The 15,019-nt window shown below is 72.9% G+C and carries 17 protein-coding genes; 5 read left to right on the forward strand and 12 right to left on the reverse strand.

Going from position 1 to position 15,019, the window contains the following annotated elements; translation table 11 throughout:
• Position 1 precedes the first annotated feature (1 nt).
• The 8 genes from aroQ to IL992_RS11580 all read right to left on the reverse strand — a co-directional run bounded on the left by aroQ (position 2) and on the right by IL992_RS11580 (position 6,924).
• Entirely contained in the window at positions 2-436 is a 435-nt protein-coding gene (gene aroQ / locus IL992_RS11545; RefSeq protein WP_079314096.1) for a type II 3-dehydroquinate dehydratase, read from the reverse strand.
• Positions 433-1,509, reverse strand: a complete 1,077-nt coding sequence (gene aroB / locus IL992_RS11550; RefSeq protein ID WP_193203317.1) for a 3-dehydroquinate synthase — start codon at positions 1,507-1,509, stop codon at positions 433-435. The genes aroQ and aroB overlap by 4 nt, the downstream gene beginning before the upstream one ends.
• On the reverse strand, positions 1,506-2,018 hold the full coding sequence (locus IL992_RS11555; RefSeq protein WP_193203318.1) for a shikimate kinase: 513 nt from the start codon (positions 2,016-2,018) through the stop codon (positions 1,506-1,508). Before IL992_RS11555 ends, aroB begins: the two co-directional genes overlap by 4 nt.
• A gap of 14 nt (positions 2,019-2,032) precedes the next feature.
• Positions 2,033-3,211, reverse strand: coding sequence for a chorismate synthase (gene aroC, locus IL992_RS11560; protein WP_193203319.1), 1,179 nt, complete (start codon positions 3,209-3,211; stop codon positions 2,033-2,035).
• Between the two features lie 93 nt (positions 3,212-3,304).
• The gene (locus IL992_RS48290) at positions 3,305-4,003 is read right to left on the reverse strand and encodes a prepilin peptidase (RefSeq protein WP_193203320.1); all 699 of its coding nucleotides are present in this window, start codon (positions 4,001-4,003) and stop codon (positions 3,305-3,307) included.
• Positions 4,004-4,212: 209 nt separating this feature from the next.
• Positions 4,213-4,782, reverse strand: coding sequence for an SseB family protein (locus tag IL992_RS11570; RefSeq protein WP_193203321.1), 570 nt, complete (start codon positions 4,780-4,782; stop codon positions 4,213-4,215).
• A gap of 100 nt (positions 4,783-4,882) precedes the next feature.
• Complete coding sequence (locus IL992_RS11575) at positions 4,883-5,989, reverse strand: barbiturase (protein ID WP_193203322.1); 1,107 nt, start codon at positions 5,987-5,989, stop codon at positions 4,883-4,885.
• Positions 5,989-6,924 (reverse strand): carbamate kinase, encoded by a 936-nt coding sequence (locus IL992_RS11580; protein WP_319018489.1) that lies wholly within the window; start codon positions 6,922-6,924, stop codon positions 5,989-5,991. Before IL992_RS11580 ends, IL992_RS11575 begins: the two co-directional genes overlap by 1 nt.
• A 226-nt stretch (positions 6,925-7,150) precedes the next feature.
• Between IL992_RS11580 and IL992_RS11585 the strand changes: the two genes are divergently transcribed.
• A complete protein-coding gene (locus IL992_RS11585; protein ID WP_193203323.1) occupies positions 7,151-7,792 on the forward strand; it encodes a TMEM175 family protein in 642 nt (213 codons plus the stop codon).
• A 91-nt stretch (positions 7,793-7,883) separates the two neighbouring features.
• Here IL992_RS11585 and IL992_RS11590 read toward each other — a convergent pair whose 3' ends face one another.
• Both IL992_RS11590 and IL992_RS11595 read right to left on the reverse strand, forming a co-directional pair.
• Positions 7,884-8,084 (reverse strand): ribbon-helix-helix protein, CopG family, encoded by a 201-nt coding sequence (locus IL992_RS11590; RefSeq protein ID WP_193203324.1) that lies wholly within the window; start codon positions 8,082-8,084, stop codon positions 7,884-7,886.
• A 109-nt stretch (positions 8,085-8,193) separates the two neighbouring features.
• Positions 8,194-9,357: a pyridoxal phosphate-dependent aminotransferase gene (locus IL992_RS11595; protein ID WP_193203325.1), complete on the reverse strand. Its 1,164-nt coding sequence runs from the start codon at positions 9,355-9,357 to the stop codon at positions 8,194-8,196.
• A 177-nt stretch (positions 9,358-9,534) separates the two neighbouring features.
• Here IL992_RS11595 and IL992_RS11600 point away from each other — a divergent pair, with 177 nt between their 5' ends.
• Genes IL992_RS11600 through IL992_RS11615 form a run of 4 tightly spaced genes read left to right on the forward strand, consistent with a single transcriptional unit; the run spans position 9,535 to position 12,229 of the window.
• Complete coding sequence (locus IL992_RS11600) at positions 9,535-10,596, forward strand: DUF418 domain-containing protein (RefSeq protein ID WP_193203326.1); 1,062 nt, start codon at positions 9,535-9,537, stop codon at positions 10,594-10,596.
• Positions 10,589-11,317, forward strand: a complete 729-nt coding sequence (locus tag IL992_RS11605) for a carbon-nitrogen hydrolase family protein (protein ID WP_319018490.1) — start codon at positions 10,589-10,591, stop codon at positions 11,315-11,317. Before IL992_RS11600 ends, IL992_RS11605 begins: the two co-directional genes overlap by 8 nt.
• A 10-nt stretch (positions 11,318-11,327) precedes the next feature.
• Positions 11,328-11,786, forward strand: coding sequence for a hypothetical protein (locus tag IL992_RS11610; protein WP_226872717.1), 459 nt, complete (start codon positions 11,328-11,330; stop codon positions 11,784-11,786).
• Positions 11,783-12,229: a hypothetical protein gene (locus IL992_RS11615; RefSeq protein WP_193203328.1), complete on the forward strand. Its 447-nt coding sequence runs from the start codon at positions 11,783-11,785 to the stop codon at positions 12,227-12,229. The genes IL992_RS11610 and IL992_RS11615 overlap by 4 nt, the downstream gene beginning before the upstream one ends.
• Before the next feature lie 49 nt (positions 12,230-12,278).
• On the opposite strand, the gene IL992_RS11620 is transcribed toward IL992_RS11615, so the two are convergent.
• Together IL992_RS11620 and IL992_RS11625 are read right to left on the reverse strand one after the other, a co-directional pair.
• Positions 12,279-13,781, reverse strand: coding sequence for a carboxyl transferase domain-containing protein (locus IL992_RS11620; protein WP_193203329.1), 1,503 nt, complete (start codon positions 13,779-13,781; stop codon positions 12,279-12,281).
• On the reverse strand, positions 13,778-14,944 hold the full coding sequence (locus IL992_RS11625) for a CaiB/BaiF CoA transferase family protein (protein WP_193203330.1): 1,167 nt from the start codon (positions 14,942-14,944) through the stop codon (positions 13,778-13,780). The genes IL992_RS11620 and IL992_RS11625 overlap by 4 nt, the downstream gene beginning before the upstream one ends.
• Between the last annotated feature and the right edge of the window lie 75 nt (positions 14,945-15,019).

Genomic DNA, 15,019 nt, shown 5'->3' on the forward strand with positions numbered 1-15,019 from the left:
GTCACTCGCCCATGTCCGCGATCGCGCGCAGCGCGAGCTCGTACGACCGCATGCCGAACCCCGCGATCGTCCCGGTGGCCACCGCCGCCACGACCGAGGTGTGGCGGAACTCCTCCCGCGCGTTCGGGTTGGAGATGTGCACCTCGACCAGCGGAGCCGTACGCTGCGCGATCGCGTCGCGCAACGCGTACGAATAGTGGGTGAAGGCGGCGGGGTTGAGGACCACGGGGGTCCTGCTGTCGGCCGCCTCGTGGATCCAGCTCACCAGCTCGGCCTCGTCGTCGGTCTGCCTGACCTCCACCGACAGGCCCAGCTCTCGGCCGGTCTCGCGGCACAGCGCCGCCAGGTCGTCGAAGGTCTGCGCGCCGTAGACGTCGGGCTCCCGGCTGCCGAGACGGCCCAGGTTGGGCCCGTTCAGCACGAGCACCTGCCTCATCGGGCGACCTCCCGGTACGCGGCTTCGAGGAGTTCCTCCGAGGGGTTCTCCAGGCGGGCGGGCCTGCCGATGTCGTCGAGCACGACGAACCGCAACACCGCTCCCCTGGCCTTCTTGTCCACCCGCATGTGCTCGCGCAGCCGCGGCCAGGCGTCGGCGCGGTAGGAGGTGGGCAGCCCGACCGACTCCAGGATCGAGCGCGTGCGGTCCACGACGTCGCTTCCGACGCGGCCGTCGAGCCGGGACAGCTCGGCGGCGTAGACCAGCCCGATGGCCACGGCCTCGCCGTGCCTGATGCGGTAGTCCTCCACCCGCTCGATCGCGTGGGCGAGGGTGTGACCGTAGTTGAGGATCTCCCGGATGCCGCTTTCCCGCAGATCCGCCCCGACGACGTCGGCCTTCACCCGGATCTTGCGCTCGACCAGCTCGCGGGTGTGCTCGCCTTCGGGGGTGCGGGCGGCGGCGGGGTCGTCCTCGATCAGCATGAGGATCGTGGGGTCGGCGATGAATCCGCCCTTGATGATCTCGGCGAGGCCCGCGACGTAGTCCTCGCGCGGCACGCTCGCCAGCGTGGCCAGGTCGCACAGCACGCCCTTCGGCGGGTGGAAGGACCCGACCAGGTTCTTGCCCTCGGGCGTGTTGATGCCGGTCTTGCCGCCGACCGCCGCGTCCACCATGGCCAGCAGCGTGGTCGGCACCTGCACGACCTGGACGCCGCGCAGCCACGTCGCGGCCACGAACCCGGCCAGGTCGGTGGTCGCCCCGCCGCCGACCCCGACGACCGCGTCGGAACGCGTGATGCCGTAGCGGCCGAACGCCGACCAGAGCTCGGCCGCGACGTGGACCGACTTGGCCTCCTCGCCGTCCGGCACGGGCAGGGCGACGACCTCGAACCCGGCGCCCTCCAGGGTCTCGCGCACCGGCCTGGCGATCTCGGGCAGCCCGGCGGGGTGGATCACGGCGACCGTGCGCACCTTCGCGTCCAGCAGGCCCGGCAGCTCCGGCAGCACATCGGTGCCGACGACGACGTCGTACGGGCTGTCGCCCCGCACGGTGATGCGCGTCGCGGTCACAGCGCCGCCTCGATCTCGGTCGCCACGTCCTCGGGCTCGCGGCCATCGGTGGCGACGGTGATCGCGGCGAGGCCCTCGTAGATCGGACGGCGCTGCTCCATCAACTGCCTGAGCCGGCTGCGCGGGTTCAGCACCAGCAGCGGCCGGGCCGAGGCGAGGCCGACCCGCTTGACCGCCTGGTCGAGCCCGACCTGGAGGTACACGACCCGGTGGCCGGACAGCAGCTTCTGGGTGTGCTCGTGCAGGATCGCGCCGCCGCCGAGCGCGAGCACGCCGGGATGCGTCTCCAGCGCGTCGCGCACGGCCTGCGCCTCCAGCTCGCGGAACCTCTCCTCGCCGTCCTCCACGAACACGTCGCTGACGGCCTTGCCGGCGACGGCCTCGACGTCGGTGTCGGTGTCGCGGAACGGCAGGCCGAGTCGGTCCGCGAGGAGCCGCCCGACCGTGGACTTGCCCGAGCCGGGCGGGCCGATGAGGACCGCGGCGGGGCCTTGGGACGCCGATTGCATGATCACAAACCCTATTACTTGATGACCAGGGACGACAGGTAGCCCGACAGGTTGCGCGCGACCTCTTCGACGGAGTCGCCGCCGAACTTCTCGACGGCCGCGTCCGCGAGCACCAGCGCCACCATCGCCTCGGCGACGATCGCGGCGGCCGGGACCGCGCAGACGTCCGAGCGCTCGTGGTGCGCCTTGGCGGGCTCGCCGGTCAGCACGTCGACCGTGGCGAGCGCGCGGGGCACGGTGGAGATCGGCTTCATCGCGGCGCTGACCCGCAGCGGCTCGCCGTTGGTCATGCCGCCCTCGACGCCGCCGGCCCGGTTGGTCATCCGGCGCACGCCCTCGGGGGTGTTCTCGATCTCGTCGTGGGCCCGTGAGCCGGGGCGGCGGGCCGTCTCGAAGCCGTCGCCGACCGCGACCCCCTTGATCGCCTGGATGCCCATGAGCGCCCCGGCGAGGCGGGCGTCGAGGCGCCGGTCCCAGTGGGTGTAGCTGCCGAGGCCCGGCGGCAGGCCGTAGGCGACCACCTCGACCACGCCGCCGAGGGTGTCGCCGTCCTTGTGCGCCTTGTCGATCTCGGCGACCATCGCCGCGCTCGCGGCCGGGTCGACGCAGCGCACCGGGTCGGCGTCCACCGCCTCCATGTCGCCGGGGCCCGGGAGCACGTCGCGGGGCGCGACGGCCTCACCGATCGAGACCACGTGGCTGACGATGTCGACGCCGAGGGCCTGCTTGAGGAAGGAGCGGGCGACCTGTCCGAGCGCCACCCGGGCGGCGGTCTCCCGGGCGCTGGCCCGGTCGAGCACCGGCCGCGCGTCGTCGAAGCCGTACTTCTGCATGCCGGCGAGGTCCGCGTGGCCGGGGCGGGGCCGCGACCGCGGCGCGTTGCGCGCCTGGCCCTCCAGCACCGCCGGGTCCACCGGGTCGGCGGCCATCACGGTCTCCCACTTCGGCCACTCGGTGTTGCCGATGCGGATCGCGACGGGCGAGCCGAGCGTACGGCCGTGCCGTACGCCTCCGGAGATCGTCACCTCGTCCTGCTCGAACTTCATTCGCGCCCCGCGGCCGTATCCGAGACGGCGGCGGCGCAGCGCCTCGGCGAGCTCCGCGGTGGTCACCTCCACCCCGGCGGGCAGGCCTTCCAGGATCGCGAGAAGCTCGGGGCCGTGTGACTCCCCGGCGGTCAACCAGCGCAGCATGGTGACAAGTCTTCCATGTGTGCCCGACTGCGACGTCCCCCTGACACCCCCATGACCGTACGCGGATCCCCCCAGACCGGAAAACCGCGGGTGCTACCCGCCGGGGGAAGCCCCGGGAAAAGCGCCGGGAAAGGCCATTGCGACGAGCGCCCCCGCGAGCATGAACGGGCCGAACGGGAACTCGGTCGTGCGGGTGGCCCTGCGGGCCAGGAGCAGCCCCACGGCGTACAACGCGCCGAGGACCTGGCCCGCCATCCCGGCGACGATCGTGGCCTGCACGCCGAGCGCGCCGGTGAGCAGGCCGATCAGCCCGGCCAGCTTCACGTCGCCGAGCCCGAGGCCCGTGGGGCGGGCGAACCACAGCACGGCGTAGACCGCGCCGAGCGCGCAGCCCGACGCCACCGCGGGCAGCAGGCGGCCCGACGGCGCGAGCAGGGCCAGCAGGATCGGGTACGACGGCAGCGTGATCGCGTCGGGCAGCCGCCAGGTTCTCCGGTCGATCTCCGCGAGCGCGGCCCCCGCGGCCACCGCGTACAGCCAGGCGGCGAGCACCCAGCCGTGGTGGACCCGCCAGGCCACCAGCGCCGCGGCCAGCCCGGTCACGCTCTCGGTCACGTACGGCGGACGGGGCAGCGGCACGGCGCGGGCCGCGGCGGCGAAGGCCCCCCGCGCCTCCCCGCGGCGGCTCCTGCCCTGGTCGTCCGGCTCCGCGCCGAATCCGGCGGCGACCTCCCGGGCGTACGCGCCGGCGATCAGGCCGAGGACGGCGGCTGCGAGGACGACGAGGGACACGGGGCCGACACTAACGCCCGCACGCCGCCGTGGCCCCGGATGCGGACTCCCCTGTGGACGGACGACCGCGATCCTGTGGACGCCGGTGTTCCTGGGAACGCCGGTGTTCGTGGGAACGCAGGTGTTCCTGGGAACGCAGGTGTTCGTGGGAACTACGGCGTTCCTGCGAACGACGTGGCCGTCACCGGCCGGGTGGCGGGCGAGGCCGCTCAGGCGCGGCGGCGGCTCCACCAGCGGCCGCGGCGCTTCTCCTCCGCGGTCCCCAGACGGGCCACCGTGGCGCCCGGCACCTCGCGGGCGAGACGGTCCACGGCGGAGGTGTCCCTCTTGGCCTCCTCCACCGTGGCGAGGGCCTGCAGCATGCCACCCTCGATCACGAACGGGACGGGCCCCGCCACGTCCACCACCACGGCGGCGGCGCTCTCGTGCCGCGCCGCCTGGCAGACCTGCGGAGTGGTGGCCTGCACCGGCCGGGCGTCCGGGCGCCACCTGCGCATCGGCTCGGTGCCGGTGAAGGCGAGCACGGCCTCACGGCCGTCCTTGCCGACCAGTTTCGGGAGGGCCATCTCGCTCTCCTTCTCCTGGCGCAGGCCGTGCTCCCCCACTTCCGACTCGGTGAGCAGCGCGACCACGGGCACCAGCAGCCTGGTCCCGGCGAGCGCCGCCAGGACGTCGGCCGCGGTCGCCGTGCCGTCCTGGAACGCCGACAGCGCCGCCGCGACGGACGCGTCGGTGCCGCCGTCGTCGTCGGGGCGCAGGGGCTGCGGAATGGCCGGCATGTCTGCGACCCTACCGCCCGCCCCGGTCGGTGCCGTACGCGCTCCTTCCGCCCGATCAGCCCAGGCCGGGCAGCGGATCAGCCCCAGTCGGGAAGCCCGATCAGCCCAGATCCGCGATGGCGATCACGGGACCTCCACCGGACGGGCCCTGATGGACCGCCGCCACGGAGACGAACACGGCCGGATCGCCGGTCACACTCGCCGCCACCCCGCCGACGGTCGCCTTGATCTGGCGGTGCCAGTGGACGTCGGAGTCGTCGAGCATGATGTTGCGCCGCCCGCGTACGCGGCCCGACGGGTCGGCCTCGCATTTGATGAACAGGTTGACCAGCCGGTCGCCGAGGTCGTCCGGGTGCGGGCGCTCGGGCAGGTCGATTCCGGCGCTCCGGATGGCCTCCCAGATCCCGTCGGTGTCGAGGGCGTCCTTCATGACGGAGTGGCCGGCGCGGTATCGCCCGCCGATCCCGCGTACGTTGCCCACCACGACGATCTGGGCCCGGTCGAGCTCGACGCCGCTGGAGCACGAGGCGACCGACGAGTAGAGCGACAGGTCCTTGTGGATCTGCTCGGCCGAGGGCGTCTCGATCTCCCCCAGCGCGACCGCGATGCCGAGCGCCGTGGTGGAGTTGGAGATGTCCATCGACTTCAGCGTGTCCTCGGTGACGACCGTCTGGCCGCGCTCCTTGGCGTCGGTGATCGTGGACAGCGTGAGCAGCGGCGTCTTGGTCTGCACGTAGTGGACGTCGGCCGGGTTGTCGATGCCGGCGATCTTCATCGCCTCGCGCACCCCGGCGGCCACCTTCTCGACCATGGCGGGCCTGCCGATGTCCTCGGGGAGGATCACCTCGCTCATCGCCACGCCGACGCTCACCCGCGGCTCGTCGGTCCGTACGGCCGTGGCCGGATCGACGGTCGCGAAGATCGTCGCGTGCGGGCTGAGCACGCCGTCGGTGCCGCCGGACCACACCAGGGGCACCTGCGCGACCTCCTCGGCGGTGCGCGTGCCCTTGGCCACGAGCACCTCGCGGAAGGCCCGGTCGGCCAGGATCCGCGTGTAGTCGTTCACGCCGCCGTTGCCCTCGGTCTTGCCGATCACGGCCAGCACGCGGTCGGCCTCGATCACGCCGTCGTCGATCAGCCTCGCCAGCCCGGAGGCGTCGGTGACGCTCTCGATGGGGACCTTCCGTACCTCGATCGGATCCGGCACTATCTCTCCACCCCTCTGTACACCCTCGTACCGATATTTCCTGACAGCGCGGCACCGATGTGGTGCAGCGAGGTGATCACGGCCCGTCCCCCGGTCTCCTCGGCGAAGCACAGGGCGGCCTCGACCTTGGGCCCCATGCTGCCTCCGGCGAAGTGACCGGCCGCCTGCAACTCGCGCAGGGCGGCCACGTCGATCTCCCCGATCGGGCGGGCACGGGGCGTGCCGAAGTCCACGGCGGCGTACGGCACGTCCGTCGCGATCACGAGCTCGGTGGCGCCGACGGCGGCGGCCAGCACGGCGGCGGCGAGGTCCTTGTCGACCACGGCCTCGATTCCGTTCAGCGTGCCGTCCTCCCCGCGCACGACCGGCACTCCCCCGCCTCCCGCGGCGACGACGATGAACCCCGCGTCGATGAGCGCGACGGCGGCGGGGGCGTCCAGGATCTCCACGGGCCGCGGCGAGGCGACCACCCGCCGCCACCCACGGTCGAACCGCCGCCAAACCTGGCCGTGTCCCTCGAATCGGCGCGCCTCGTCCTCCCCGAAATAGCGCCCGATCGGCTTGACGGGGTCCTGGAACGCCGGGTCGGCCGGGTCCACGAGCGTGCGGGTGACGATCGCCGCCACCCGGGCGTGTCCCAGCTCACGCTGCAGGGCGTTCATGATGAGCGTGCCGATCGTGCCCTGCGTCTGGGCCACGCACCAGTCGAGCGGGACGGGCGGCACGACGTGGGCGGCGAGCTGGTTCTTCAACAGGAGGTTGCCGACCTGGGGGCCGTTGCCGTGCGTGAGCACCACCTCGTGCCCGGCCCTGCTGAGCGCCGCCACGTGGGCCATGGCCTCGCCGATCGCCCGCTGCTGGTCGGCCGGGGACGCGCTCCCGTCGGGAGCCGTCATGGCGTTGCCGCCCAGTGCGATCAGTACGCGTCCGCCCACACCCGGAAACTATCCAGCCCCATCCTGGCCTTCATTGGCGAGTCTCGCCCACCCCTACCGCATCCATGGGCAGATTTCACCAAGCTCGGCAGACAAGCTCGGCGCCGAGCGGCAGGGCCGTTCCCGACGGCGTCCGGGCGTGTGGCCTTCCCGCAGCCGCCCGGCTCCCGTCCGAGGCGACTTCTGCCAGAATGCTCGCCACTGCCCCCCTTTCCTGGAGATCCGCATGGCCACGCCTCAGGTGCGTCCCGGGCTCACACACGAACGCGTCGGCGTCTTCGCCGACGCGATCTTCGCGATCGCCATCACGCTGCTCGCCCTGGAACTCCCCCGGCCTGAGGGCGAGGACTTCCAGCGGCTCGGCGCGTTCTTCGGCGACCACTCCGGCTCCTTCATGGCCTTCGCCATCGCCTTCCTCATGCTCTGGTTCGCCTGGCGGGCCCATCACACGCTGTTCGACCAGATCGAGCGGGTGTCCCAGCCGATGCTCCTGCTGCACATCCCGCTGCTGTTCTTCGTGGCCGTCCTGCCGTACACGACGTCGATCTTCGGCGAGACCAACGCGGGCCACCTGCCGGCCGAGGCGGACGGCAGGGCCCTGGCGACCGGCCTGTTCGCCGGCAACGAGGCCCTCCTGCTGCTCTGCCAGGGCGCGCTGTTCACTCTGGTGCTGGCGCAGCGCCTGCACCGGCCGGACGCCGACCTGCGACGCCTACGCGGCAACGCCTGGGTCTACTGGGGGATCGGGGTCTACTGGCTGCTGACCGCTGCGGTGAGCGGGTGGGCGGTCACCGCGGTGCCCTTCCTGTGGCTGGCGACCCCGCTCGTCGCCGCCGGCCAGGTCCGTCTGCTCAGGATGAGGCGGTGAAGCCGCGCAGCACGTCCGCGATCTCGTCGACCTCGGTGAGCCTCCCCGACGCCACTGCGATCACAACTCGCAAGGACCACATCGTCGCGGACTACTGAGCGAGTCGGTCGAGGAGCGGCTTCCAGCGGCGCACCGCCTCGATCGCCAACCGCTCGACCTCCTCATCGGCGGCGCGCCGGAGGTACTCCTCCACCGCCGCGGCGGCGATCTCCCGCATGCTGCGGCCTTCCCTCTCTGCGCACCACCGCAGGGCCTCCATCTGCGCCTCATCGAGGCGAAGAGTCATGGTCATGTCTCCACCATCCGGCGCCGCGTCACGGTTGACGCCATCACTTAGAGTACATGCCATATGACGGTGCGCGATAAGGACTTTTCAAGCCACGGCATCCAGGCGGCTTCGCTCAGGACAGGCGGCGCAGGCGGGTCACCGCCTCGTCGATGACCTCGTCGCGCTTGCAGAAGGCGAACCGCAGGAAGTGCCGGCCCCGTACGGGGTGGTCGTAGAAGACCTGGGTCGGGATGGCCACCACCCCCGCCAGCTCGGGCAGCCGCCGGGCCAGCTCCAGCCCGTCGTCGAAGCCGAGCGGCCGTATGTCGGTCTGCACGAAATAGGTGCCGGCCGGCCGGAGCACGTCGAAGCCGGCCTCCGTCAGACCCGTCACGAGGCGGTCCCGCTTGGCCTGCAGGGCCGCCCGCTGGGCCGCGACCCACTCCATCTCCTCCCGGAGGGCGTACGCGACCGCGGCCTGCCAGGGGGCGTTCGCGGTGAAGGTGAGGAATTGCTTGACCGCCTGCACGGCTCCCGCGAGCGGCGCAGGGGCGCACACCCAGCCGGTCTTCCAGCCGGTGACGCTGAAGGTCTTGCCCGCGGAGGAGATCATGACCGTGCGCTCGCGCATGCCGGGCAGCGTGGCGAGCGGAACGTGCGCGACGCCGTCGAAGGTGAGGTGCTCGTAGACCTCGTCGGTCACCGCGATCAGGTCGTGCTCCAGGCAGACCCGGGCGACGCACTCCAGCTCCTCGCGGGTGAACACGGTCCCGGTCGGGTTGTGCGGCGAGTTCACCAGGATCACCCGGGTGCGGGGCGTGATCGCGGCCTCCAGCTCGGCCGGGTCGAAGGTGAACCGCCCCGCGTCCACACGCAGCGTGACCGCCCTGCGCACGGCTCCCGCGAGCGCGACGGCCGCGGCGTAGGAGTCGTAGTACGGCTCGAAGACGACCACCTCGTCGCCCGGCTCGCACAGCGCGAGGATCGCCGCGGCGATGGCCTCGGTGGCGCCGACGGTGACGAGGACCTCCCCGTCGGGGTCGTAGGCGAGGCCGTACCACTGCTTGCGGTGCTCGGCGACCGCCTGCCTCAGCTCAGGGAGGCCAGGTCCGGGCGGGTACTGGTTGAGGCCGCTCCGCACGGCCTCGACCGCGCGCTCCAGCATGCGCTCCGGCCCGTCGGTGTCGGGGAAACCCTGGCCCAGGTTGATCGAGCCCGTCTCCACGGCAAGCTTCGTCATCGTGGCGAACACGGTCGTGCCGAACTCCCGCATCCGCCGCACCAGCGGCTCCCTCACGGCCCTCACCCTATCCGGGGCCGCGGAGGACGGCACGCGCCGGCGGACTCCCCGACGCGTCCACGCCCTCGGGCAGGAGGCGCTGGAACCGACATCCGACGACTTGCCATGATGGGGCACGAGCGGTGACTGCGGGACCCGGTCGCCAGTCGTCACGCCCGCGAGCAGGAGACGCGGGTGCTGGGGTTCTGGCCGCCCGGCTCACGAAGGGACTGGCGGGTGAACGTGGCGGCGGGCAGGATCCGGCGGGTCGACGCGCTGCGGGGGTTCGCGGTGTGCGGGATCATGCTGGTCAACGCCTGGCAGCAGAGGGTGCGGCACGGGCCGACCTCGTTGGACTGGGTGATGGTGAACCTGTTCCAGAGCCGCTTCTACCCGATGTTCGCGTTCCTGTTCGGGTTGTCCTTCGCGCTGTTCCTGCGCTCGGCGCGGCTGCGTACGAGGCGCCCGCGCGTCGTCATGCTGCGGCGCCTGGTCGTGCTCGCCGCGCTGGGCGCGGCGCACATCCTGATCGACCCCGGCGAGGTGCTGCTGCCGTACGCGCTGCTGGGGGTGGTCGTCCTGCTTCCGGCGAGCCTCCTGCCCCGGACGGCCGTGCTGCTGGTGGGCTGCGGCGTCCTGGTCGCCGCCGTGCTCGACCCCCATCCGTACGTGCTGATCACCGCGCTGTTCCTGCTCGGCCTGGCCGCCGCCCCGGAGGCGGAGGCGAGGAGGGGGGCCGGGCGCCTCGGCGGGGCGGACGGCCTGGGCAGCGGGCCGTTCCTCGGCGTCGTGTGCGCGGCGGCGGCCCTGCTCGCGGCCGGGCTGACCTGGTGGTGGAACCACGCGCCGCCCGGCGGCGGGGTCTACCAGGCGGCGGCGCTGTGCGGCGCGGTGGCGTACGCCACGGCGCTCCTGCTGCTCGCGCGTCACACGGCGGTGTTCGAGGCGCTGGGGCGGATGACGCTGACCAACTACGTGACGGGCACGACCGTGATCGTGCTGGCGATGCCGCTTCTGGAGGCCGACGGCACGGGGGCCGCCGTCGTGGTGCTCGCCGTCGTCACCGTCGCCGCGCAGGCGGTCTTCTGCAGGTGGTGGCTCGCCCGGCACCGGCACGGCCCGCTGGAGTGGATCTGGCGCACGCTCACCTGGTGGGGTGTGGCGACGACCGGGCAGACTGTGATCCGTGACCCGCGTAGCGCTGTGCCAGATCCCCGTAGACCACGACCCGGAGACCAACCTCTCGACCGTGCGTGACGCCCTCGCGCGGGCGCGGGGTGCCGACCTCGCCGTGTTCCCCGAGGCGACGCTCGCCCGCTTCGGCCCGGGGATCGTCGAGACCGCCCAGCCGCTGGACGGCCCGTTCGTCACCGGCCTGGCCGAGGCCGCGCGCGAGCACGGCACGGCCGTCATCGCCGGCGTTTTCGAGCCCGCCGCGGACGGCAGGGTCTGGAACACCGCCGTCGCCCTGCGGGAGGACGGCTCGCTCGCCGCGGCCTACCGGAAGATCCACCTGTTCGACTCCTTCGGGGCGAAGGAGTCGAAGCTGGTCGCGCCGGGGGACGCGCCGGAGGTCGTGGCGCTGGCCGGGCTCAGGATCGGCCTGATCACCTGTTACGACGTCCGCTTCCCCGAACTGGCCCGCGCGCTGGTCGACCAGGGCGCGGACACGTTCGCGGTGATCGCCGCCTGGGGCTCCGGGCCGCTGAAGGAAGACCACTGGACGACCCTCGTCAGGGCCAGGGCGATCGAGAACACCACCTGGACCATCGCGGTCGGCCAGGCGCCCAATCCCGCCATACCGGACGGGTTCGGTGTGGGCCGCAGCATGCTCGTCGATCCGATGGGCGTCGCCCGCCATGACCTGGGCACGGGCCCCGGCGTGCTCATCGCGGAGATCGACGCGGCGTGGACCGAGACCGCGCGCGCCACCCTCCCCTCGCTCGAACACCGCCGGCTCGGAGTCCGCAGATCGTAAACTTGGCCCCATGAGCGAGCCGGGACGCAGGACGCGGATGCAGAAGGTGGTTCCGCCACGGCTGCTCGTGCCGTACCTGTCGGGCCGTCGCACGATCATCTCCGGCTACGTGTACCGCGTGCAGGACTGCGACCGCCTCACCGCCCCCGCCGCGCTCGTCGAGGCCCTCGACCTGTGCTTCGACGGATCGGAGCTGACGCCGGACGTGCCAGAGCTGTACATCATGCGCTGGGACGCGCGGGACATCGACACCTACGTCGTCCCGTACGGCCCGCACATGGGCGGTGATTGGAGCGATGCACCGCCCTTCACGGGGAACGGCTTCACCGCCTCGCGCGAGCAGGTGGTGCCGCAGTTCCACACGATGCCCATGCCGATCCCCGCGGGCGCGGAGATCGTCCACCTCACCGCGGCCGGTGAGCGTCCCTTCGCCGCGTACGACGGCCTGACCTGGCGGCCGGCGCGATGAGCGAGATCGAGCCGGTCGGCCTGGGATTCGTGGCCCGCTACCGCGACCGGGACTACGCCGCCGCGGTCGGGCCGGGCGGCGACGACGTGGTGCTGTTCAGCGAGACGCCGCAGGAGGGGTTCACCGCCGCCGGCGGCTACTGGCGGCTGCGGGTGAGCCGGTCCGCGCTGGAGCGGCTGACCCTGCTGCGCACGGTCGGGGCGTTCGGCGGCGAGCCGTGCCTCGTGCTGGACGAGGACGACGGCGGCGACGGCGGGGAGGGCGGCCTGCACATCGCCTACACCGGCCACAACGGCCTGAAGGCCGAGGCGCTCGGCTACTGGCTGGTGGACCACGGCGCCTACGAGGTGGTCGTGCCACGCGACGAGGTCCACGCGATCCGGGTGGAGCGCGTGCCGGTGCCGCTCACACCTGACCGGGCGGACGGTCACGAGAGTTCTTGAAAGACCTCCCGGACTCGGAAGCCGTTCGCCGGTGGAAGGGGAGAGCGGTTCAGGAGCCCAGCGACCGGTAGCGGGCGAAGCGGGCCGCCACCCGCTCCCCCGCCGGGCGGTCCAGCAGGCCCGCGATCTCGTGTTCGAGCGTACGGCCGACCCTGCGGCAGAACTCCTCCGGTTCGTACGCCGCGTCCGGCCGTTCCGGCACGATCCGGTCCACGATGCCGTCCCGCCGCAGGTCGGCGGCGCGTACGCCCTGGGCGGCGGCGATCTCCGGGGCGAAGTCGACGGTCCGGTACAGCAACGCCGACGCGCCCTCCGGCGGGAGCGGCGACAGCCAGGCGTGCTGCGCGCAGACGACCCGGTCGGCCGGGAGCAGGGCCAGCGCGGCGCCGCCCGCGCCCTCCCCCAGCAGCAGGCACACGGTCGGCGCGTCGAGCATGACGAGGTCGGCCAGGCAGCGGGCGATCTCGGCGGCCAGGCCGCCCTCCTCGGCCGCCTTCGACAACTCCGCCCCGCCGGTGTCGACGACCGTGACCAGCGGCAGGCCCAGTTCACCGGCCAGGCGCATGCCGCGCCGGGCCACCCGCAGCCCGGCCGGGCCGAGCGTGCTGCCCGCCCGCTGCCGCCGCCGGTCCTGGCCGAGTACGACGGCGGGCGCGGCGCCGAACCTGGCCAGCGCCAGCAGGAGGCCGGGGTCGCGCTCCCCCGTGCCGGTGCCGTGCAGCGGAGTCACGTCCCGTGCGCCGTATTTGAGCAGGTCGCGCACGCCGGGACGGTCGTCGCGGCGCGAGCGGGTGATGGCCTCCCACGCGGGCACGGGTTCGGCCGCCTCCTCGGGTTCCGGGCCGGGCTCCAGGCCCGCGCGCGGAGCGCAGAGCACGGCCAGCGTCCGGATGGCGATCTCCCGCGCGTCCTCGGCCGAGACCACGGCGTCGACCAGCCCGTGAGCGTAGAGGTTCTCCGCGACCTGCACCCCCTGGGGGAACGGGTAGCCGTGCAGCGACTCGAACACCCGCGGCCCGAGGAAGCCGATGAGCGCGCCCGGCTCCGCGGCCGTCACGTGCCCGAGCGAGCCCCACGACGCGAACACCCCGCCCGTCGTGGGATGGCGCAGGTAGACGACGTACGGCAGGCCGGCGGCGCGGTGGGCGGCGACCGCCGCGGTGATCTTCACCATCTGGGTGAAGGCCAGCGCGCCCTCCTGCATGCGGGTGCCTCCGCTGGCGGGGGCGGCGAGCAGCGGCAGGCGCTCGGCGGTGGCCCGCTCGACGGCCCGGACGAGCCGCTCCGCCGCCACCACCCCGATCGAGCCGGCCAGGAAGGAGAACTCACAGGCGACGACGGCCACCCGGCGTCCGTCGAGCGTGCCCTCGCCGGTGACGACCGACTCGTCGTACCCCGTCCTGGCCCGGACGCGGGCGAGTTCGGCGGCGTACTCCGACCCGGGCGCGGCCCGGTCCCGCGGGGGCTCGTCCCACGACTTCCACGAGTACGGGTCGAGCACCCGCGCGATCAGCGTACGCGTGTCCGGCCTGCCCGCGTCGCCTTCGTTCATGGCGAGCGCCGCTCCCGTTCGGCCAGCCAGTCGAGCACGGCGTCGTTGTCCTGGCCCAGGCCGGGAGGCGCGGCATGCCCGTCATCCGGGGCTCGGCCGTCGAACCGCAGCGGCGGGCCGGGCAGCTCGATCGGGCCGAGCACGGGATGGTCGACGGTGACGAGCAGGCCCTGCGACCTGACCTGGTCCCAGGCGTACACCTCGTCGATCGACCGGATCGCGCCCGCGGGCACGCCGATCTCCCGCAGCGCCGCGAGCCAGTGCTCGCGGTCGTGCGCCGCCAGCGCCTTCTCCATCTCGGCGATCAGCTCTTCCCGATGGGCGAACCTATCCCTGTTTGTCGCATATTTCGGCATTTCGGGATCGATGTCCAGTAGCTGGGCGACCTTACGCCACTGCCCGTCGTTGGCCACCGCGATCTGGATCATGCCGTCGGCACAGCGGAAGGCGCCGTACGGGGCGATGGAGGCGTGGTGGTTGCCGCCCGCCTTCGGCACCGCGCCGCCCACGGTCCAGGCGGTGCCGTGGTAGGAGTGCACACCCACGACCGACGCCAGCAGGGACGTCCTGACGACCGTACCGCGGCCGGTGCGCTCCCGCTCGTACAGCGCCGCGACCACGCCGTACGCACCGTGGATGCCCGCGAGCAGGTCCGCGATCGAGGCGCCGACCCGGTACGGCTCGTCGGGCGACGGCCCGGTCAGCGACATCAGCCCGGCCTCTCCCTGGGCGATCTGGTCGTAGCCCGGCCGGCCTCCCTCGGGACCGTCGTGGCCGAACCCGGTGATGGAAAGGATCACCAGACGGGCATTGAGCGCGTGCAGGCGCTCGACGGAGAAGCCGAGGCGGTCGAGCACCCCGGTGCGGAAGTTCTCCACCAGCACGTCGCTCTGCCGCACCAGGCGCTCGACCAGGTCGCGGCCCTCCGCGGACTTCATGTCCACCGTGATCGACCGCTTGTTGCGGTTGGCCGCGAGGAAGTACGTGGATATGTCGTGGTCCGGGCCGACGAAGGGCGGGCCCCATCCGCGCGACTCGTCCCCCGACGGGTGCTCCAGTTTGATCACGTGAGCACCCAGGTCGCCGAGCATCTGCGCGCAGTGCGGCCCGGCGAGTGCCCGGGACAGATCGAGGACGACGATGCCGCTGAGAGGTCCCTGCACGGCCAGCCTCCACGGGGGTCGCTAAGGAGAACGTCCTTCGGTCTCCACCGGCAAGCCTGCCAGGTCACCCCTCCG

The organism is Microbispora sitophila, from assembly GCF_014892245.1.
Lineage (GTDB): Bacteria > Actinomycetota > Actinomycetes > Streptosporangiales > Streptosporangiaceae > Microbispora > Microbispora siamensis.

Excerpts from the sequence above, each read along its gene's own strand:
- IL992_RS11585 (WP_193203323.1), top strand. The coding sequence starts at position 7,151 with ATGGCCACGCCTCAGGTGCGTCCCGGGCTCACACACGAACGCGTCGGC.
- IL992_RS11615 (WP_193203328.1), top strand. The coding sequence starts at position 11,783 with ATGAGCGAGATCGAGCCGGTCGGCCTGGGATTCGTGGCCCGCTACCGC.
- IL992_RS11555 (WP_193203318.1), bottom strand. The coding sequence starts at position 2,018 with ATGCAATCGGCGTCCCAAGGCCCCGCCGCGGTCCTCATCGGCCCGCCC.
- IL992_RS11590 (WP_193203324.1), bottom strand. The coding sequence starts at position 8,084 with ATGACCATGACTCTTCGCCTCGATGAGGCGCAGATGGAGGCCCTGCGG.
- aroQ (WP_079314096.1), bottom strand. The coding sequence starts at position 436 with ATGAGGCAGGTGCTCGTGCTGAACGGGCCCAACCTGGGCCGTCTCGGC.
- IL992_RS11610 (WP_226872717.1), top strand. The coding sequence starts at position 11,328 with ATGAGCGAGCCGGGACGCAGGACGCGGATGCAGAAGGTGGTTCCGCCA.
- IL992_RS11570 (WP_193203321.1), bottom strand. The coding sequence starts at position 4,782 with ATGCCGGCCATTCCGCAGCCCCTGCGCCCCGACGACGACGGCGGCACC.
- aroC (WP_193203319.1), bottom strand. The coding sequence starts at position 3,211 with ATGCTGCGCTGGTTGACCGCCGGGGAGTCACACGGCCCCGAGCTTCTC.
- IL992_RS11620 (WP_193203329.1), bottom strand. The coding sequence starts at position 13,781 with ATGAACGAAGGCGACGCGGGCAGGCCGGACACGCGTACGCTGATCGCG.